The organism is Rhodoblastus acidophilus, assembly GCF_009720655.1.
Lineage (GTDB): Bacteria > Pseudomonadota > Alphaproteobacteria > Rhizobiales > Beijerinckiaceae > Rhodoblastus > Rhodoblastus acidophilus_A.
In genome coordinates this window covers 175,779-194,542 of the sequence record NZ_WNKS01000002.1, presented here as the reverse complement: position 1 = coordinate 194,542, position 18,764 = coordinate 175,779, and the positions used below count along the sequence as shown (strand labels likewise).

At 64.6% G+C, this 18,764-nt stretch carries 19 protein-coding genes; 7 read left to right on the top strand and 12 right to left on the bottom strand.

Annotated elements, in window-relative coordinates; translation table 11 throughout:
* The first annotated feature begins 98 nt into the window (after positions 1 to 98).
* The gene (rpmE, locus tag GJ654_RS03260) at positions 99 to 329 is read left to right on the top strand and encodes a 50S ribosomal protein L31 (protein ID WP_155444670.1); all 231 of its coding nucleotides are present in this window, start codon (positions 99 to 101) and stop codon (positions 327 to 329) included.
* 265 nt (positions 330 to 594) lie between these two features.
* On the opposite strand, the gene GJ654_RS03255 is transcribed toward rpmE, so the two are convergent.
* Entirely contained in the window at positions 595 to 1,107 is a 513-nt protein-coding gene (locus GJ654_RS03255; protein WP_196305423.1) for a retropepsin-like aspartic protease family protein, read from the bottom strand.
* Positions 1,108 to 1,357: 250 nt separating this feature from the next.
* On the opposite strand from GJ654_RS03255, the gene GJ654_RS03250 reads away from it, so the two are divergent.
* From GJ654_RS03250 to GJ654_RS03240, 3 genes are read left to right on the top strand one after another with little or no spacing between them, the layout of a single operon-like run.
* On the top strand, positions 1,358 to 1,909 hold the full coding sequence (locus GJ654_RS03250; protein WP_155444668.1) for a TadE/TadG family type IV pilus assembly protein: 552 nt from the start codon (positions 1,358 to 1,360) through the stop codon (positions 1,907 to 1,909).
* The gene (locus GJ654_RS03245) at positions 1,909 to 2,439 is read left to right on the top strand and encodes a TadE/TadG family type IV pilus assembly protein (protein ID WP_155444667.1); all 531 of its coding nucleotides are present in this window, start codon (positions 1,909 to 1,911) and stop codon (positions 2,437 to 2,439) included. The genes GJ654_RS03250 and GJ654_RS03245 overlap by 1 nt, the downstream gene beginning before the upstream one ends.
* A gap of 18 nt (positions 2,440 to 2,457) precedes the next feature.
* Positions 2,458 to 3,981: a TadE/TadG family type IV pilus assembly protein gene (locus GJ654_RS03240; RefSeq protein WP_155444666.1), complete on the top strand. Its 1,524-nt coding sequence runs from the start codon at positions 2,458 to 2,460 to the stop codon at positions 3,979 to 3,981.
* 128 nt (positions 3,982 to 4,109) lie between these two features.
* On the opposite strand, the gene hrpB is transcribed toward GJ654_RS03240, so the two are convergent.
* The gene (gene hrpB, locus GJ654_RS03235; protein WP_155444665.1) at positions 4,110 to 6,599 is read right to left on the bottom strand and encodes an ATP-dependent helicase HrpB; all 2,490 of its coding nucleotides are present in this window, start codon (positions 6,597 to 6,599) and stop codon (positions 4,110 to 4,112) included.
* A gap of 129 nt (positions 6,600 to 6,728) precedes the next feature.
* Here hrpB and GJ654_RS03230 point away from each other — a divergent pair, with 129 nt between their 5' ends.
* On the top strand, positions 6,729 to 8,660 hold the full coding sequence (locus tag GJ654_RS03230; RefSeq protein ID WP_155444664.1) for a potassium transporter Kup: 1,932 nt from the start codon (positions 6,729 to 6,731) through the stop codon (positions 8,658 to 8,660).
* A 259-nt stretch (positions 8,661 to 8,919) separates the two neighbouring features.
* On the opposite strand, the gene GJ654_RS03225 is transcribed toward GJ654_RS03230, so the two are convergent.
* From GJ654_RS03225 to GJ654_RS03215, 3 genes are all read right to left on the bottom strand, one after another.
* A complete protein-coding gene (locus GJ654_RS03225) occupies positions 8,920 to 9,186 on the bottom strand; it encodes a DUF1150 family protein (RefSeq protein WP_155444663.1) in 267 nt (88 codons plus the stop codon).
* Between the two features lie 64 nt (positions 9,187 to 9,250).
* On the bottom strand, positions 9,251 to 9,670 hold the full coding sequence (locus GJ654_RS03220; RefSeq protein ID WP_155444662.1) for an Hsp20 family protein: 420 nt from the start codon (positions 9,668 to 9,670) through the stop codon (positions 9,251 to 9,253).
* A gap of 132 nt (positions 9,671 to 9,802) precedes the next feature.
* The gene (locus GJ654_RS03215; RefSeq protein WP_155444661.1) at positions 9,803 to 10,798 is read right to left on the bottom strand and encodes a 2-hydroxyacid dehydrogenase; all 996 of its coding nucleotides are present in this window, start codon (positions 10,796 to 10,798) and stop codon (positions 9,803 to 9,805) included.
* A gap of 141 nt (positions 10,799 to 10,939) precedes the next feature.
* Between GJ654_RS03215 and GJ654_RS03210 the strand changes: the two genes are divergently transcribed.
* A complete protein-coding gene (locus GJ654_RS03210; RefSeq protein WP_246664570.1) occupies positions 10,940 to 11,488 on the top strand; it encodes an SH3 domain-containing protein in 549 nt (182 codons plus the stop codon).
* A gap of 44 nt (positions 11,489 to 11,532) precedes the next feature.
* Here GJ654_RS03210 and dnaQ read toward each other — a convergent pair whose 3' ends face one another.
* Genes dnaQ through def form a run of 5 tightly spaced genes read right to left on the bottom strand, consistent with a single transcriptional unit; the run spans position 11,533 to position 14,917 of the window.
* On the bottom strand, positions 11,533 to 12,267 hold the full coding sequence (gene dnaQ, locus GJ654_RS03205; protein ID WP_155444660.1) for a DNA polymerase III subunit epsilon: 735 nt from the start codon (positions 12,265 to 12,267) through the stop codon (positions 11,533 to 11,535).
* Between the two features lie 57 nt (positions 12,268 to 12,324).
* Positions 12,325 to 12,687: an SPOR domain-containing protein gene (locus GJ654_RS03200; RefSeq protein ID WP_155444659.1), complete on the bottom strand. Its 363-nt coding sequence runs from the start codon at positions 12,685 to 12,687 to the stop codon at positions 12,325 to 12,327.
* Complete coding sequence (truA, locus tag GJ654_RS03195; RefSeq protein ID WP_155444658.1) at positions 12,684 to 13,421, bottom strand: tRNA pseudouridine(38-40) synthase TruA; 738 nt, start codon at positions 13,419 to 13,421, stop codon at positions 12,684 to 12,686. Before truA ends, GJ654_RS03200 begins: the two co-directional genes overlap by 4 nt.
* Before the next feature lies 1 nt (position 13,422).
* Positions 13,423 to 14,358, bottom strand: a complete 936-nt coding sequence (gene fmt, locus GJ654_RS03190) for a methionyl-tRNA formyltransferase (RefSeq protein ID WP_155444657.1) — start codon at positions 14,356 to 14,358, stop codon at positions 13,423 to 13,425.
* A gap of 7 nt (positions 14,359 to 14,365) precedes the next feature.
* Complete coding sequence (gene def / locus GJ654_RS03185) at positions 14,366 to 14,917, bottom strand: peptide deformylase (protein WP_155444656.1); 552 nt, start codon at positions 14,915 to 14,917, stop codon at positions 14,366 to 14,368.
* 117 nt (positions 14,918 to 15,034) lie between these two features.
* On the opposite strand from def, the gene GJ654_RS03180 reads away from it, so the two are divergent.
* Positions 15,035 to 16,138, top strand: a complete 1,104-nt coding sequence (locus GJ654_RS03180; RefSeq protein ID WP_246664569.1) for a DNA recombination protein RmuC — start codon at positions 15,035 to 15,037, stop codon at positions 16,136 to 16,138.
* Between the two features lie 2 nt (positions 16,139 to 16,140).
* Here GJ654_RS03180 and GJ654_RS03175 read toward each other — a convergent pair whose 3' ends face one another.
* Both GJ654_RS03175 and GJ654_RS03170 read right to left on the bottom strand, forming a co-directional pair.
* Positions 16,141 to 17,520, bottom strand: a complete 1,380-nt coding sequence (locus GJ654_RS03175) for a UdgX family uracil-DNA binding protein (protein ID WP_246664588.1) — start codon at positions 17,518 to 17,520, stop codon at positions 16,141 to 16,143.
* On the bottom strand, positions 17,517 to 18,752 hold the full coding sequence (locus GJ654_RS03170) for a putative DNA modification/repair radical SAM protein (RefSeq protein WP_155444653.1): 1,236 nt from the start codon (positions 18,750 to 18,752) through the stop codon (positions 17,517 to 17,519). Before GJ654_RS03170 ends, GJ654_RS03175 begins: the two co-directional genes overlap by 4 nt.
* Positions 18,753 to 18,764: the final 12 nt, after the last annotated feature.

Here is an 18,764-nt window from a genome sequence, read left to right as displayed (position 1 = left end):
TTATAGGAGACGCGCTCTCAATTCAGGGCGCGGCGACGCGCCGCGAAAAAAGTTCCAAGGCGGCGATCCGTCACGGGACGAAGCCGCAGGGTCTAGCCATGAAGTCCGACATCCATCCCGATTACCACACGATCAAGGTCGTCATGACCAATGGGACCGAATTCCTCACCCGTTCGACCTACGGCAAGGAAGGCGACACCCTCAACCTCGACATCGATCCGTCGACCCATCCGGCCTGGACCGGCGGCTCGCAGCAGCTGCTCGACCGCGGCGGCCGTCTGTCGCGCTTCAACTCGCGCTTCGGCGGCCTGTCCTTCGGCAAGAAGTAATTTTTCTTACTTCAAGAAACCGCACTCCATGAAGCCACGGCGACCAGCCGTGGCTTCTTTTTTTCACAATCACACGCAGCCCAATTCCCCGGGGCATGATACGATTTCCGAAGGATCAGTTCGGAAATCGTATTCCGCTCGCGCGGAAATCTGCCCTTCGCCCGAAGGATTTCCGCGCGATTTCGTTTTCGCGGATCGCGAAGCGATCTTGCGGAAACCGTATGACATCATTCCGCGGGGGCGGACGACGGCGATTTCGCTTCGCTCATTGTTTCATGACAAACTTTCCGTCGGCCACCTGGAATTTCGACAGCTTTCGAAGAAAACTCATGCCGAGCAGGCTGATGTTCGCCTTGCCGGGCTGGGCGACGAAGGCCTGGACATCATAGACGACGATGTCGCCGACGCGGATTTCGCGCAGGCGCACCGGCGCGTTCAGCGCCACGCCATTGGCGGTCTGGCTCTGCGCCGTGTAGGCGGAGGCGGGCGGATCGATGTTGAGCAGGCGCGCATCCTCGGCGGTGAGGAACACATGGCTCGCGCCGGTGTCGACCAGCGCGTCGATGCGGGCGCCGTTGATGTCCACCCGCGCGCGATATTGTGAGAGGGCGTCGGGCGACAGTTCGACCTGTCCCCAGCTTGAGCGCGTCTGCGGCGCGGGTTTTTGCACCTGGGGGGCAGGCGGGGCCGCGGCGGGCGCCGCCGCCTGGAAGAAGCGGGAAAACCAATGGTCCTGCAGGGCGCTGGCCGTCACCAGCGATACGACGGTCAAAACCATCGTTATTTTTAATACTTCGCCAAGCATTTCGTCTGTCCTGCGCGCGTTCATTTGAGGGGGATTATGCGGACGATAGGTCAAGCAGTGGTAAATGAATCAATTTTATCTATAATGTTGACCTTGCGTTCACATTAGAAGTCGAATTGCTGGATTGCGTCGAAACCCGTGCGATAATTACCTGGGCTTTAACATTTATTCTGCAAAACTCCTTCCATGCGCAAGCAGCGCGCACGACACCGACGAGAACGCAATGACTCCTAGGCCACGCGAATTCCTGCGTCTTGCAGGCGCCGCCCGACGCCTTCCGCTGGCGCGGGAGGGCTCGACAGCGGTCGAATTCGCCCTGATCGCCCTGCCGTTTATCGTACTCATCTTGGCGATCATCCAGGTCGGGATCGTGTTTCTGGCGCAGCACGAACTTGAAACCGCCGTCGAGAAGGCGTCGCGCGACTTGCTGACGGGACAGGCTCAAGCGGCAAGCCCGAACCAGGCCCAGTTCGTCAATTCGGTCTGCGCCAACCTGCCGGCCTTGTTCACCTGCTCCAGGATCATGGTCGACCTGCGGACCGCCACCGCCTTTTCCGCCGCGGACACGTCCGCGCCGACGCTGACCTACGATGCGAACGGCAATGTCAACAATGCCTGGCAGTTCAACCTGGGCGGCTCCGGCAGCATCATGGTTTTGCGGGTGATGTACCAGTTCCCCGTCCTGCCCGCCATGATGGGTTTCAATCTGGTCAATCTCTCCAACGGTTCCCGTCTGCTGATGGCGAGCGCGGTGTTCCAGACGGAGCCTTACTGATGCGGCTGCTCAAACGTTTCCGGCGCGAGGCCGCCGGTCTGGCCGCGGTCGAATTCGCCCTGGTGCTGCCGATCGCCGTCGCCATGCTGTTCGGCGAATTCGTGCTCGGCGAGGCGCTCAGCATCAGTCGCAAGGTGTCGATCGCGGCGCGCACCGTCGGCGATCTGGTGGCGCGCAACGGGTCGATTACGAGCGCGCAGCTGACGACGATCATGAACGCCTCCACGCAGATCGCCGCGCCCTACGGCAATTCCGGCATGACCGTGGTGGTGGCGGCGCTGGCCACCGACGGTTCCGGAAGGACGACCGTGACCTGGAACAAGGCGCTCAATACCACGGCGCTCACCAATGGAGCCGTGTTCACAACGCCTGCGGGCGTGGCGCAGCCCAATACATCGTTGATTTACACGATGGTGCGCTATTCCTACACGCCGCCCGTCGGTCAAAACATCTTTGGGACCATTCCGATTACCAACAGCTTCTACATGCAGCCGCGCTCATCGGCGGGCGTGACCTGTATCGGGTGCTGAACTGATCTGGGGAGAGCTATGAAACAAGACCTGATATCGAAACTCAAGGCGTTCGTCGCCGACCACAAGGGCAATGTCGCCATCATCTTCGCCTTCGCGGCCATTCCGATTTTCATCGGAATCGCCGCGACCGTCGATTATTCCCGCGCCGCCAAGGTGCGCGGCGAATTGGCCGCCATCGCCGACTCGGCCGTGCTGACCGGCACGACGCCGGCGATGTTGACCCAGTCCACGGCGACAGCCCGGACTGCGGTCCAAAATATGTTCGCGGCCCAGGCGCAAACCATCCGCGGCCAGACCTACGACGCGACGCAGTTGACCGTGAATGTCGCGGATGACCAGCAGCCGAACTACATCAAGCGCACGGTTCAGCTGAACTATAACGCTTCCGTTCCCAATGTGTTCGGCGCGCTGCTCTCGCGTTCGCAGACCAGTTTCCCGATCCAGTCGACCGCAGCCACCAGCAATGCGCCCAATATCGACTTCTACATGCTGGTCGACAATTCGCCGTCCATGGAGCTGCCCGCGACCACGCAGGGCGTGAGCGACATGATCACCAAGACTGGCTGCGCCTTCGCCTGCCACGAGAACGATGTCGCGGACTCCGAGAACACCGTGCATTATAAGGGCTGGGGCACGATCGACAGCTACACTTTCGCCAAGAACAGCGGCATCGCCCTGCGCATCGACAATGTGCGCGACGCCGTCAGCCAGGTGGCGACCACGGCGCAGAGCACCATGGCCTATAATGGCGCGACCTATCGCATGGCGGTTTACGGGTTCAACCACGATTTCGCGACAATCCAGAGCCTCCTCGCCACCAATTCCACCAATGTGTCCACCATCCAGGCCAGCGTGGCCACGCTCACGCCGCCGCTGATGGCGAAGAACAATTGTCTCGCGGATTATTCGGACGCCGCGCGGACGAAACCGCAAAACTATGTGTATCCGACCGCGACGGGCAAAACGACGGTGTCCTTGAACGGCGCCGCCGCGAACACCAGCGGCAATTGCTTCAAGAGCGGCAACGCCGGGATCAACTATTCCTTGTACAACAATGACGCCATGACCGATTTCAGCTATGCCATGGCCAGGGTCAATTCTGTGATCCCCACGCCCGGCAACGGCGGCGCCCAATCCGGCGACACGCCGCAGGGCGTGCTGATGATCGTGACGGACGGCGTCGTCGACGCCGCGGTCTATTCGTCGTCCGATTGCGGCGGCGGCAACACGGTTTCGATTTCCAACACATACGGATCGTTCAAGCGCTGCCACGCGCCGATCGATCCGTCCGTCTGCACCACGATCAAGAACAAGGGCGTCCGCATCGCCGTGCTCTACACCACCTATCAGCCGGTCGAGAGCGACTCATGGTATGTCGGCCACGTCAAGCCGTTCATCTCCCAGGTAGCGAGCAACCTGCAGTCTTGCGCCTCCTCGCCGTCCCTGTTCCATGAGGTGACGACCAATGGCGACATCAGGGCGGCGTTGGCGGATCTGTTTCAGAAGGCGGTCACCACGGCGCCGCGCCTGACCCACTGATACGGTTTCCGCAAGATCGCTTCGCGATCCGCGAAAACGAAATCGCGCGGAAATCCTCCAAGCGAAGGGCGGATTTCCGCGCGAGCGGAATACGATTTCCGAACTGATCGTTCGGAAATCGTATGAGCCTATGTCCCGCGCGGTTTCGCGCGGGTCGTGGGCGCGGCTGCGGCGGGATCGTCAGGCCAGAGGTGACGGGGGTAGCGCCCCTTCATCTCGGCCTTCACCGAAGCCCAGGAGCCGCGCCAGAAACCGGGGAGGTCGCGGGTGATCTGGATCGGCCGGTGCGCCGGCGACAGCAGGTGCAGGGTCAGCGGAATCTTTCCGCCCGCGATTTTCGGGTGCTCGGCGAGCCCGTAAAACTCTTGCACGCGCGCGGCGATCGCCGGCCCCTCGGCGCTGGAATAGTCGAGCGCGATGCATGAGCCGGCCGGGGTCTGAAAATGCGTGGGCGCCTCCGCGTCGAGCCGGCGCTGGAGGTCCCAGGGGATCAGGGCCGACAACGCGGCGTCGAGGTGTTCCGGGCCGATGTCGCCGAGCTTCGCGCAGCCTTCGATATAAGGCGCGAGCCAGTTTTCGGCTTGCGCCAGTCCCGCCGCGCTCAGGTCCGGCCAGGGATTTGCGGCTTCGGCGGCAAAGGCCTCGCGCAAGAATGCGACGCGCTCGCGCAATTGCGCTTGTCCCTTGCTCCAGTTCAGCCGGTCGACGCCGCGCTCGGCGGCGGCGCGGGCCAAAATCGCCGCCTCCTCGGGCGATCCTGCGAGCGGCAGTGTCTTTTCAGCCAGGGTCAGGGCGGCGTAACGCCGGATTTCGCGACGGCGGAGGGCCCCGCTGGCGGCGTCGAACCGGGTTTCCTCACGGATCTCGATGTGGGGGGAAAACAGGGTTTCGAATTCGGCCTCGTCGAGCGCGGCGGCGGCCAAAATGCGGCTGGCGCCGGCGCGCCCCGTCACCTCGGCCACCGCCAGATATTTCGCGCGAGCAATGGCCAGATGCGGCTCCAGGCTGGCGGCGCGGCCGTTGGCCATGAGGAAATCGCCGGTTTTTCCGCGCGCGCGGGCGACGCGGTCCGGGAAGGCCAGGGCGATGAGGGCGCCGGGCGAGAGGTCGCGCGGCTCCGGTTTCTCGCCGAGGGTTTTGGCGGCGTCGCGCAAGCTGTGTTTCCAGCCCTGGGCGAGGCGGCGGGCGTCCTTGGCGCGCTGCCCGGAATCGCGTGACCAGCGGTCGAGGCGTTCGAAAAGGTCGACGGCGTCGCCGCCCAGCCCGCGCTCGGTGAGCAAGACCGCGAGTTCGCAGGCTTGTTCGCCACATCCAAAAATTTGCGCCCGCAAAACCATGCGGGCGAGGCGCGGCGGCAGCGGCAGTTTCCGCATGGCCTTGCCGCGATCGGTGATCGCGCCGTTTTCCAGCGCGCCAAGGTCTTGGAGCAGCGCGCGGGCCTCGGCCGTGGCGGCGGCCGGCGGCGGATCGAGCCAGCGGAGTTCGTTGGGGTCGCGGGCGCCCCAGGCGGCGAGATCGAGCAGCAGGCCGGCGAGATCGGCCGCCAGAATTTCGGGCTGGGCATAGGCGGGCAGGGCGCCCGTCGCCGCCTCCTCCCAGAGCCGGTAGCAGACGCCGGGCTGGGTGCGGCCGGCGCGGCCGCGACGCTGGTCGGCGGCGGCGCGCGACGTCTTGATCGTCTCGAGCCGGACAAGGCCAAGATCGGGTTCAAAGCGCGGCGCGCGCGAAAAACCGCAATCGACCACCACGCGCACGCCGTCGATGGTGATCGAGGTTTCGGCGATGGAGGTCGCCAGCACCACTTTGCGCCGGCCGGTCGCGGCCGGACGAATCGCTCGGTCCTGCGCGGCGCGCTCCATGGCGCCGTAGAGCGGGCAGAGATCGATTTTTTCGTCGCGCAGCTTTTCTCTGAGCAGCGATTCGGTGCGGGCGATCTCGCCCTGGCCCGGCAGGAAGGCGAGGATCGAGCCCGGCTGTTCCGCCAGCGCCCGCGAAATGGCCCTTGCCGCCGCCTCTTCGATCCGCTCGCGCGGGTCGCGGCCGAGATAAACCGTTTCGACCGGGAAGGCGCGTCCTTGCGATTCGACCACGGGCGCGCCGTCGAGCAGCGCGGCGACGCGCGCGCCGTCGAGCGTCGCCGACATGACGAGCAGGCGCAGGTCGGGCCGCAGCGCCGCCTGGGCGTCGAGCGCCAGGGCGAGGCCGAGATCGGCGTCGAGCGAGCGCTCGTGGAATTCGTCGAACAGGACGGCGGCGACCCCCTCCAACGCGGGATCGTCGAGGATCATCCGGGCGAACACGCCCTCCGTCACCACTTCGATTCGCGTGCGCGGCCCGGCAAGCGTCTGCAGGCGCACGCGCAGGCCGACGGTTTCTCCGAGCTTTTCGCCAAGGGTGTCCGCCATGCGCTCGGCGGCGGCGCGGGCGGCGAGCCGGCGCGGCTCCAGGACGATGATCTTGCCGTCTTGCCGCCAGCGTTCTTGCATCAAAGCCAAGGGAACGCGCGTGGTCTTGCCCGCGCCGGGGGGCGCGACCAGCACGCATCCATTGTGCGCCGCGAGATTTTCGCGCAGGCGCGGCAGGGCTTCGTCGATGGGCAGAGGGGTCGGAGCGGCCATGGCCGCCTCTTGCCAGCAATTGGCGCCATTCTCAACCTTTCGGCGTATAACCTTGCTCTTCTCTCGCCTTGCGGAAAGGTTTATAGACCGCTTCGGTCGGCCAGTTTCAGGCCAAGCCAGGATGCGTTCATGTCGCAAGACGCCGTACAGCCTTCCGCTCCCGCTCCCCAACCCAACGCACCATCGTCCGCCTCTCCGGAACACCAGGAACACCAGGGGTTCTGGATGATGATGCTGGGGTCGATGGGCGTCGTCTATGGCGATATCGGCACCAGCCCGCTCTACGCGCTGAAAACCGCGCTGGCGCATATGAAGTCCGACGGCGTCGTCGAATCCGAAGTGATCGGCATCGTCTCGCTGCTGATCTGGGCCTTGTTCATCGTCGTCACCCTCAAATATGTGTCCTTCCTGATGCGGGCGGACAACAAGGGCGAAGGCGGCACCCTGTCGCTGATGGCGCTGGCGCGCAAATCGCTGGGGCGCGGTTCGAAAATCATTTTCCTGCTCGGCGTCACCGGCGCGGCCCTGTTCGCAGGCGATGCGGTGATTACGCCGGCGATTTCGGTGCTCTCGGCGGTGGAAGGTCTGAAGACCGCGTCGCCGGCGTTCGATCCCTTCGTCCTGCCCATTGCGGTGGTGATCCTGGTGGGGCTGTTCGTCGTGCAGAGCAGCGGAACGGCGCGGGTCGCGTCGTTCTTCGGGCCGATCATGGTGGTGTTTTTCGGCCTGCTCGCCTTCTTGGGCCTTTCGCACATCTCCGACGCCCCGCGCATCCTCAACGCCTTCGACCCGCGCTATGGCCTGAGCTTTTTGTTTGGCCACGGCGCGACCGGTTTTGTCACGCTCGGTCTTGTGTTTCTCGCCGTGACCGGCGCGGAAGCCCTTTATGGCGACATGGGCCATTTCGGCCGCAAGCCGATCCAGGTCGCCTGGCTGTGCTTCGTGCTGCCGTCGCTGATTTGCAATTATCTGGGTCAGGGCGCGCTGGTGCTGAAGGACCCGGAGGCGGTGAAAGATCCGTTCTACCTGATGGCGCCGGAATGGGCGCTGATTCCCTTTGTGGTGCTCGCCACCAGCGCGACCATCATCGCCTCGCAGGCGGTGATCACCGGCGCGTTTTCCCTGGCGCGGCAGGCGATCCAGCTCGGGCTGCTGCCGCGCCTGGAGATTCAGCACACCTCCGCCAGCACCGAGGGGCAAATCTATGTCCCGCGCGTCAACAAGACGCTGCTGATCGGCGTGCTGCTGCTGGTGTTCCTGTTCCGCTCATCGGACAATCTCGCCAACGCCTATGGCATAGCCGTGACCGGAACCATGGTGGTGGACACCTGCCTGGCCTTCTTCGTGGTGTGGAAGATGTGGCGCTGGCCGCTGTGGCTGACCATTCCGGTGATCGGCTTCTTCCTCACGGTCGACATGTCCTTCCTGATCGCCAATCTGATCAAACTGCTGGAAGGCGCCTGGGTGCCGCTGACCATGGGCGCGTTCGCGATGGTGATCATGTGGACCTGGGTGCGCGGCACCGACCTGCTGCACAAGAAGACCCAGCGCGATTCCATCCCGACGACCGACCTGATCCGCATGCTGGAGAAATCCAAGCCGCATCGTGTCTCGGGCACGGCGGTGTTTCTCACCGGCGATCCCAATGTCGCGCCCTCGGCGCTGATGCACAACCTCAAGCACAACAAGGTCGTGCACGAGCGCGTGGTGATCATGAACATCGTCACCGAGTCCATCCCGCGCGTCGCCGAGGCCAACCGGTTCGAGATCGAAAAACTGTCGGAAGATTTCTTGCGCGTCACCCTGCATTTCGGCTTCATGGAGAGCCCGCGCGTGCCAGCCGCCATGGCCCTGATGCGCAAGGCCGGCTACAAGTTCGACATCATGACGACGTCGTTCTTCCTGGGGAAACGCACGCTCAAGACGTCGCCGGCGTCGGGCATGCCTCAGTGGCAGGACAAGCTTTTTGTCACCCTGTCGAAGCAATCGGCCAATGCGACCGACTTTTTCTCAATCCCCAGCGATCGCGTGGTGGAGTTGGGCGCGCAGGTCACGATTTGAGCAAGAGGGTTCGGGTGCTTTCAGAAACCTTTCAACCCCAGGACCGTCATGCCCGGCCTGGTGCCGGGCATCCACGTCGGGCCGCGAGAGATCGTTCTCGACATCTCGCGTTGCGGCGCCGCGTGGATGGCCGGGACGACGCCCGGCCATGACGACATGAGGTTGGGTGACTCATCGGAAACGCGCGTCGCTGTGGAGCCAGCGGTTTTCCCGGACAGCTGCGCCACAAGCCGGGGCGAGGGAGCCGGTCGGGGTTGTCTCAGTGCACGCTGACGGTCGCCAGCTTGTTTTCCCAGGCGTTGGCCAGCGCCGCGTCGCGGCTGTCGGCGAGCAGGATCGGCGCGCCGCTCGCGCCGAGTACGGCGTAGAGCTGTTGGCCCGGCTTCAACCCGCGTATTTCCGGGAACAGGATTTGCGCTTCCTCAGACTTGATCGGGCGGACATAGGCGATGGCGCCTTCGCCCAGATGAGCCAGCTGGTCCGCGGTCAGTCCTTCGGGCCCGTGTTCGACTTGACGTATGGTCATGATCTTCACCCTTTCAGCGCTCTCGGGGAGACGCGCCCGTTTGGCGGACTGAAGTTCAGCTCCGCTATGTGATCTCAATTGTCTTAATGATTCGCTCCGGTTCGGGGCGAACCAGATCGACGGACAAAAGACCGTCGGCGAGGTCGGCGCCCAGCACCTGCATGCCCTCGGCCAGCAAAAAACTGCGCTGGAACTGCCGCGCGGCGATGCCGCGATGCAGGAACTGCCGCTCCCGGTCGTCCTGCTGGCGGCCCCTGATCACCAATTGTCCCTCTTCCAGCGTGATGGACAATTGATCCCGGCTGAAGCCGGCGACGGCGAGCGTGATGCGCAGCCGGTCGGGCCCTGAGGCGTCGCTTTGGATGCGCTCGATGTTGTAGGGCGGATAGCCATCGGACGCCGATCGAGTCACGCGCTCCAGAGCCTTCTCGATTTCATCGAAGCCCAGCAGGAATGGCGAGTTCATCAAGGTCGGACGCGACATTGCGAAGCCCTTTCAGGCGCCTCGTGGACGTTGAGGGCCCGAAGCGCCCCCCGGCTTTCGCCGCACCCCGGATATGGTTCTCGTCCGCAAAGTTTCAAGGCCCCGGCGCAGCTTGCGTCAGGGCCTTTCCGGTCAGAGCATGGAGGGCAGAACGCGGTCCGGCGGACGGTGGCCGTCCGCGAAAGTCTTGATGTTGATGATGACCTTCTCGCCCATGTCGATGCGGCCCTCGATGGTGCAGGAGCCCATGTGCGGCAGCAGGGTCACCTTGCCCTCCTTGGCCAGCTTCAGCAGTTTCGGCGAGACGGCGGGCTCGTGGGAGAACACGTCCAGGCCCGCGCCCGCCAGTTCTCCGGCTTCGAGCATGCGCACCAGCGCATTCTCGTCGATGACGTCGCCGCGCGAGGTGTTGACGATCACGGCGTTGGGCCGCAGATGCTTCAGGCGGCGCGGCGACAGCAGATGATAGGTCGCCGGCGTGTGCGGGCAATTGACCGAGACGATGTCGACCCGCGACAGCATCATGTCGAGCGAATCGTAATAGGTCGCGCCCAGCTCCTGCTCGATGGCCTCGGCGACGCGGCGACGGTTGTGATAGGCGACGGACAGGCCGAACGCCTTGGCGCGGCGGGCGAGCGCCTGGCCGATGCGGCCCATGCCGATAATGCCGAGCCTCTTGCCGGTCAGGCGGTGGCCGAGCATCCAGGTCGGCGACCAGCCGGCCCAATGGCCGCCGGACAGCGACACGGCGCCTTCGACGAGACGGCGCGACACCGCGATGATCAGGCCCATGGCCATGTCGGCGGTGTCTTCGGTCAGCACGCCGGGCGTGTTGGTGACGGTGATGCCGCGACGAAGCGCGGAGGTCACGTCGACATGGTCGACGCCATTGCCGAAATTGGCGATCAGCTTGAGATTGTCGCCGGCCTTGGCGATCAGATGCGCGTCGATTCGATCGGTGATGGTGGGCACCAGCACGTCGGCGATCGCCATGGCTTCGGTGAGCTCGGCCGGGGTCATGGGGCGGTCGGTCTCGTTGAAACGCGCGTCAAAAAGTTCGCGCATCCGATCTTCCACCGCGCCAGGCAATTTGCGGGTCACGATGACGAGCGGTTTCTTGTTGCCCATGGTCTTCCCCTGCCGGCCGCCTGCTCCGCGAGCTTGACTAAACCGATCCTTAACGCTGGTGGAGCGACAACAGTTTGATACGCATCAATCCCAGCGCCCCTGTCCTTGCTTCCTAGCAGATGCCTTGGCAAAGGCAAGGCAATGGGGCCGCCGCCTAAAGTCGAGAGCCAGACCGTCATGCCGCCCCGGATCACCGCAATCGCCCTCGTCGCCCTGGTTCTCGGCGGCCCGGCCCAGGCGCAGCAGGCCAAGGGTTCGGTCACCGGCCTGCCGCTGCCGCGCTATGTCAGCCTCAAGTCTAGCGCGGTCAACCTGCGCGAAGGCCCGTCCAAGGACCACGCGACAAAATGGATTTATCAGCGGGCGGGCCTGCCGGTGGAGATCATCGCCGAATTTGCGACATGGCGCCGCATCCGCGATTCCGAGGGGTCGGATGGCTGGGTGCTGCACTCGCTGCTGTCGGGCAAGCGCACGGCCCTGGTGCAGCCGTGGAAGAAGGACGCGCCGCCGCTGCCGCTGCGGGCGAAACCGGACAAGGAGGCCGCGATCACGGCGAAACTCTCGCCCGGCGTCGTCGCCAATGTGAAGAAATGCGACGAAGGCTGGTGCCGGGTGCTCGGACCGGGGTTCGACGGCTATATTCAGCAGAACGATTTGTGGGGCGTGTATCCGGGAGAGAAAGTGGAGTAGGGCGCCCGCGGCCGGTATTCGTTTGAAACAGAGGGATGAACCCCTCATCCGGCCCCTTCGGGGCCACCTTCTCCCGCAAGGGGAGAAGGGAGCGCCTCCGCATGTTTCGCCCAAAAACCTTCTTTCCAGGCCTTTTCGAAATAGGCCTGGTGGCGCTCGAGATCGGCTTCCGTGACCAGCCGGATTTCCTCCTTGCGCACCGAGGTCGGCGCGGCGCGCGCCGCCCGTCGCCGCACGGCGCTGACCACTTGCAGGCTGAGCGAGCTTTGCTTGCCGCCCTTCAGCTCGACATAAAGCTCGGCCAAAATCTCCGAGTCGATCAGCGCGCCGTGCTTGGTGCGGCGACTGAGGTCGATCCCGTAGCGTTTGCACAAAGCGTCGAGCGACGCGGCGGCGCCGGGATGGCGGCTGCGGGCGATCGCCAGCGTGTCGACCATGCGCGCGGGATTGAGCGGCGGTTTTCCGAGGCGCTTCAACTCGGCGTTGAGGAAGCGGAAGTCGAATTCGGCGTTGTGGGCGACCAGCGGCGCGTCGCCGATGAAGGCGAGGAACTCATCGACCACTTCGGCGAATTTGGGCTTGTCCGCGATGAATGCGTTGGTGATGCCGTGCACGTCGATGGCGCCGGCGGGGATTTCACGCTCGGGATTGATGTAGACGTGGAACTGGCGCTCAGTGAGCTTGAAATCGTCCAGTTCGACGGCGGCGATTTCGATGACGCGGTCGCCGGTTTCCGGGTTCAAACCCGTGGTTTCCGTGTCGAAGACGATTTCCCGCATGCCCGAATCTCCCGCTGGCGGCGTGCAGGATGCGCAAGCCGCGCGCGAGGATCAACCCTATTCGCCGCCCTCTTCCGCCTGTTTGAGATAGGCGTCGGGCGCGCAGGGTTTGACGCGATCCAGCGCTCTTTCGGCGGCGGCGCGGTTCGGGAACGGCCCCGTCAACGTGACGACCAAGCCCGGGCGGAAGCCGCGCATTTTCGAGGAATATTCCGTTCCGACGCTGGCGTCGCAGCGACTCGCCCGGCGCCGCAGCGCGTCGGCGGCGAGCGGTCCATCCGTTTCGGCGTTGAACGAGCCGAGCACGACCCACCAATAGAGCGGGCCGCCCAAGGCCGCCGGAGCCGCAGCCATGAAAAGAACGAACATGATGAAGGCGCGCATGCCGGCCAGCAGATCAGAGCTGAGCCCGAGCGTCAATAATCCACGCCGATGAGATAAAGCCCCGCCGCCGGCGCCACTTGCCCGCAACGCGCGCGATCACAGCTTTTCAGCGCGTTCTGGAGGTCGCGGGCGCTCCATTTGCCGGAGCCGACATGCTCCAGCGAGCCGACCATGGAGCGCACCTGTCGATGCAGGAAGGCGCGGGCCGAGGCGTAGACGTGGATTTCGTCGCCCACGCGCGACACGTGCAGTTTGTCCAGCGTGCGCACCGGGTTTTCCGCCTGGCATTCGGCGTCGCGAAAGGTGGAGAAATCGTGCTGGCCGACCAAAACCTGCGCGGCGTGGTGCATGGCGTCGGCGTCGAGCTTGCGCTTGACCAGCCAGGCCCGGCCGAAATCGTAGGTGAGCGGCGCGCGGCGGTTGACGATGCGGTAGAGGTAATGCCGCTTGGTCGCAGAAAAGCGCGCGTCAAAATCGTTCGAAACCTGTTCGGCGAGCAGGATGGCGACTCTTTCCGGCCGCATCTGCGCGTTGAGCGCCTCGCGCAGCTTGTCGCCGCGCCAATCCTTGACCAGATCGACATGGCCGACTTGGGCGCTGGCGTGGACGCCGGCGTCGGTGCGGCCGGCACCGCGCAGGCCGCTGGGGCCGGGATCGATCTTTTTCAGGCCGGTTTCGATGACTTCCTGCACTGACAGGCCATTGGTTTGCCGCTGCCAGCCCACGTAATCGGTCCCGTCATATTCGATTGTGAGCTTGTAGCGCGGCATGTCAGGCGAGGAATTTTCGCGCGCCCGGCGCGAGTTTTGCGCCCCGCGCAAATTCCTCGCCGCTGACCACGCCGCGACCGGCGCGCTGGACCTCGACCAGTTTGAGCGCGCCCGACCCACAGGCCACGGTGGGCGCGGCATCCAAGATTTCGCCCGGCGCGCCCGACCCTTTTGTCAGCGTGGTCCTCAAGATTTTGACGCGTTCCAGACCCTTGCCGAAATCGGCCTCGAAATAGGCGCCGGGGAAAGGGGAAAGGCCCCGAACAAGGTTGTGAAGCTCGGCGGCTGGCGGGGTAAAATCGACCCGCGCCTCCGCCTTGTCGATCTTTTTGGCGTAAAGCACGCCTTCCTCCGCCTGGGGCGTGAAGGTCAGCGTTCCCGCTTCAAGCGACGCCAGCGCTCGGCCGATCAGCTCGCCCGCGAGGGCTGAAAGCTGGTCATGGGCTTCGCCAGCGGTCATGTTTTCGGTGATCGCCAGTTTTGCCGTCATGCCGATGGGGCCGGTATCCAAACCTTCTTCCATCTGCATGACCTCGACGCCGGTTTCGGAATCGCCCGCCATGATCGCGCGCTGGATCGGCGCGGCGCCGCGCCAGCGCGGCAGCAGGGACGCGTGCAGATTGAGGCAGCCTTGTTTTGGGGCCTCCAGCACGGATTTGGGCAGGATGAGCCCATAGGCCACCACCACCGCGACATCGGCGTTGAGGGCGCGGAAGGCCTCCACCGTTTCGGGCTCGCGGAAATTTTTTGGCGTGCGGACTTCGATGCCGAGTTTTTCGGCCGCCGCATGGACAGGGGAGGGAGTCAGCTCCAGCCCGCGCCGTCCCGCGGGCTTTGGCGCGCGGGTGTAAACGGCGGCGATCTCATGGCCCCGCGAAAAAATCTCCGTCAGCGGCGCCAGAGAAAACTCCGGCGTGCCCATGAATACAACACGCATCTGCGCGTTAAACCTTTTCGCGGATTTCCGGGCCGCGCGGCGCGAGCGGCTCGGCGAGCCGGGCGGCTTTCGCGAATTTCTTCTCGGCGCGGTCGCGCTTGAGCCGCGACAGGTGGTCGATGAACAGCTTGCCGTCGAGATGGTCCATCTCGTGTTGCAGGCAGGTGGCGAGCAGGCCGGTCGCTTCGATTTCCTGGCGCTCGTTGTTGCGGTCGAGGTAGCGCACCTTTACGCGCGCCGGGCGCTGCACGTCCTCGTAATATTCGGGGAGCGACAGGCAGCCTTCCTCGTAGGTGGAAAGCTCGTCGGATTTTTCGATGATTTCGGGATCGGCGACGAACAGCGGCGTCGGCAACTCGCCCTTCTTGGCGAGGTCGATCACCAGCACGCGCTTGGGCACGCCGATCTGGATGGCGGCGAGGCCGATGCCGGGCGCCGCATACATGGTGTCCAGCATGTCGTCCATCAGCGCGCGCACCTCGTCGTCGACGACGCCGACGTTTTCGCTGGTCGCGCGCAGGCGGGGGTCGGGCAGACAGAGAATGGGACGGAGCGCCATGTTCAACCTTTCGAGCTTGCTTCTCAGATAAGAGAGGCCGGGCAAGCCGTCAAATGCGTTTACATGCGTTGGCTTTTGTGTTCTTATTTTGTTCGGTGTTTTGTTGCGATGACGTCGATGGGCGATGCGCCTCTGTTCATGATCATGTCCACTCCGGTCACGCCCGTGGAGCTGGCGGCGGCCGGCGGGGTGTTGCTGGTGCTGTTCGTTTTGGCGCTGATCGCGCGCGGCGGGCGGCGCGACCTCGACGCGCAGATGGACGCTTTGGCCCATTCCCACGCGGAAATGGCCGGGCGCATGCAGACGCTGGCGGAAATTCTGGGCGGCCGGCAGATGGATTTCGCTCGCGTGGTCAGCGAAAAGCTCGATCGCTCCGCCCACCGCGTCAACGAAAGGCTGGAGGTTTCGGCGCGGGCCACCTTGGGCAATTTGAGCGCGCTCAACGAGCGTCTTGCGGTGATCGATGCGGCGCAGGCGCGCATGAGCCATCTCACCGAGGAAATCGCCGGGTTTCGCGATGTGCTCGCCAACAAGCAGTTGCGCGGCGCCTTTGGACAGGGGCGGATGGAGTCGATCATCCGCGACGCGCTGCCGCCGAACGCCTATGCGTTTCAATATACGCTCTCGACCGGCGTGCGGCCCGATTGCGCCCTGAAACTGCCGGGCGACGATAAAATTTTGGCGGTGGACGCCAAATTCCCGCTGGAGGCGTTCAACGCGCTGAAGGAGGCGCGCGACCCGCCGAGCCGGAGAATCGCGCAGGCGCGGGCGCGCGGCGACATGTTGAAGCACATCAAAGACATTTCGGATCGCTACCTGCTGCCCGGCGAGACCCAGGACGTGGCGCTGCTGTTCGTGCCCTCGGAAAGCCTGTTCGCCGAATTGCACGAGCATTTCGACGATGTGATCCAGCGGGCGCATCGGGCGCGGGTGCTGATTGTGTCGCCCTCGCTGCTGCTGATGGCGGTGCAGGTGCTGCAATCGCTGGTGCGCGACGCGCTGGTGCGCGACCAGGCTCATGTGATCCAGGCGGAGACCCGGCGTCTGGTCGAGGATGTTTTGCGGCTGCGGGCGCGGGTGGAAAAACTCGACGGCCATTTTCGTCAGGCGCAGGAGGATGTTTCGGCTATCCTCACCTCGACGGAAAAAATCGCGCGCGGCGGCGAGAGGATCGACCGTATGGAGTTTTCGCGCGGCGGCGGGTTGGAGGCCGCGCAGTAGTTTTACGCCTGCGCCATAGCGTGCGCCTGCGCGAGATCGCTCAGGAAGGCGCGCCAGGCCAGACGTTTTTCCTGCTCGTCCTGGAGGCGCAGCAGATAGGCGGGGTGGGTGGTCGTCAGCAGGCGGCGGTCTTCCGCCAGGTCGAACATCTTGCCTCGGCTTTCGCGCACGGCAAGAATTTGGCCGGTCAGGCCGCGCAGGGCCGTGGCGCCCATGGCGACGATCACCTTTGGGCGCACGATTTCAATTTCACGATGCAGCCAAGAGGAACAGGCGTCGATTTCGCCGGCGCCGGGCTTGGCGTGGATGCGGCGCTTGCCTTTGAGCGTGAACTTGAAATGCTTGACCGCATTGGTGACGTAGATCTTCTCACGGTCGCAGCCGGTGCGGCGCAGGGCTTCGTCGAAAATCTTGCCGGCCGGGCCGATCAGCGGGGAGCCGGCCAAATCTTCGTGGTCGCCGGGTTGCTCCGCCACGATCATAAGTTGGGCGTTGAGCGGCCCGGCGCCGCAAACAACCTGCGTCGCCTCGCGGTGCAATGGGCATTTTTCGCAGCACGCGAGTTGCGCGCGCAAGTCGGCGAGGTCGGTTGCGGCGGCTTCGGTTTGCGGCGCGGACGCGCGCGAAAAACGCGGCGCGGTCGGCGGCGCCGCGATCATCGCCTCGGCTCGGTTTTGGGCGGCGCGGGCGAGGGTTGGGATGACCCGCGCTTCCGGCAGATTGCGCCAGAATTTTTTCGGCAGGTGGGATTGCATCGCGGCAAGATTGAGCCGCGCCGGGTTGAAGATCGCCGCATAATAGGTGCGCCAGTCCTCGTCGCGGGCGTCTTCCGCTGGGACGTCGCGGCGCGAACCGCCCGGCGCGAAACGCACCTCGCCGTCATAGTGCGCCGAAAGATCGGGCGTGACGATCGACCAGCGCATGTTGGCGAAGCGGTGTGCGAAAAAATCCGCGTTGGCGCGCAAGGTGAAATGACTGGGCTCGTACCATGCGATGAAGCGCTCGCCCTCGGCATCGCGGATCTCGCGAAAGCGCACCAGCGCGCGCATCTTGTGACTGTCGCGCCGCACCTCGCCTTCCAGTTTTCGCAATGCGCAGAGATCGGGGTCGGCGGGATTGCCGAGCCAGCCTTTTGCACGCGCCGCGCGCCACAGCGCGCGATAGACCAGCGAAAAGCGATTTTCCGCGCGATGCAGGAGGGCGGCGGCAAACAATTTTTCGCCCCGCCATTTTGCGCGCGGCGCCCGCGTGGCGGCGGCGAACAGATCGGCGGACTCGCCGCCGCTCCAAGACACATGTTCCGGCGCAATCCCTTCGGCGAGCAGGGCGGCGGCGTGTTCGAAAAAGGCCTCGGGGTCGTCGGGGCGCTCCAGCGCGATCATGCGCACGGGAACAGGTCCAGTTGGCGCGGCGCCGGCCGCAGTTTTTGCTTCAGCCGCTCGGAGTCGAGCGTGGCGCCCGGCGACCAGTCGGGCGCGGTGATGAAGGGCAAGATTCTTCGAAGACTGCTGGCGAGGCGCGAGACGTCGTCGAGGCGCAGGGCGCCATGGCGGCGCGCCGCGATCACGCGATCGGCGACTCGCACGCCGAGGCCGGGCACGCGCAAAAGCATTTCGCGCGGGGCGCGATTGATGTCGACCGGGAACAGCGCGCGGTTCTTCAAGGCCCAACTTGTTTTCGGATCGAGATCGAGGTCGAGCATGCCGCCGTCTGTCGCCTGCGCCAGTTCCTCGACGTCAAACCCGTAATTTCGCAGGAGCCAGTCGGCTTGATAGAGCCGGTGCTCGCGTTGAAGCGGCGGGGCGCGCAGGGGCAGGGCGGCGGAGGCGTCCGGGATCGGGGAAAAAGCGGAATAGTAGACCCGGCGCAGGCTATAGCCGCCGTACAACGCGGCGCTGGTCCGCAGGATCGCGGTATCGTCGGCGGAATCGGCGCCGACGATCATCTGCGTGGACTGGCCGGTGGCGAAGCGTTTTTTTCGCGCTGACTTGTCCTGCGCATGACCGTCGATCTCGCCGCGAATGGTCGCCATGCTTCGGCGGATGGTGGACATGCGCTTTTCCGGCGCCAGTGTCTTGAGGCTCGCCTCCTGGGGGAGCTCGATGTTGACCGAGAGGCGGTCGGCCAGTTCGCCCGCCCGCGAGATCAGCGCCGGGTCCGCGTCGGCGATGGTCTTGAGATGGATATAGCCGTGAAACGCGTGTTCCTCGCGCAGCAGGCGCGCGGTTTCGATCAATTGCTCCATCGTGGCGTCGGGTGAGCGAATGATCCCCGACGACAGGAACAGGCCCTCGATGTAATTGCGCCGATAGAAATCCACGGTGAGTTGCGCGGCCTCGGCGGGTGTGAACCGGGTGCGCGGAACATTTGAGGAGACCCGGTTCACGCAGAACGCGCAATCGTACATGCAATAATTGGTCAGCAGGATTTTCAGCAGAGAGACGCAGCGGCCGTCGGGCGTGAAGGAATGGCAAATGCCGGCGCCGGTAACCGAGCCGACCCCCTTGCCCGTTCGAAGAGAATCGCGCTTTTGGCCGCCGCTGGAGGCGCAGGATGCGTCATATTTGGCGGCGTCGGCGAGAATGGCGAGCTTTTGACTGAAATGGAGAGGCATGGCGACATGTTC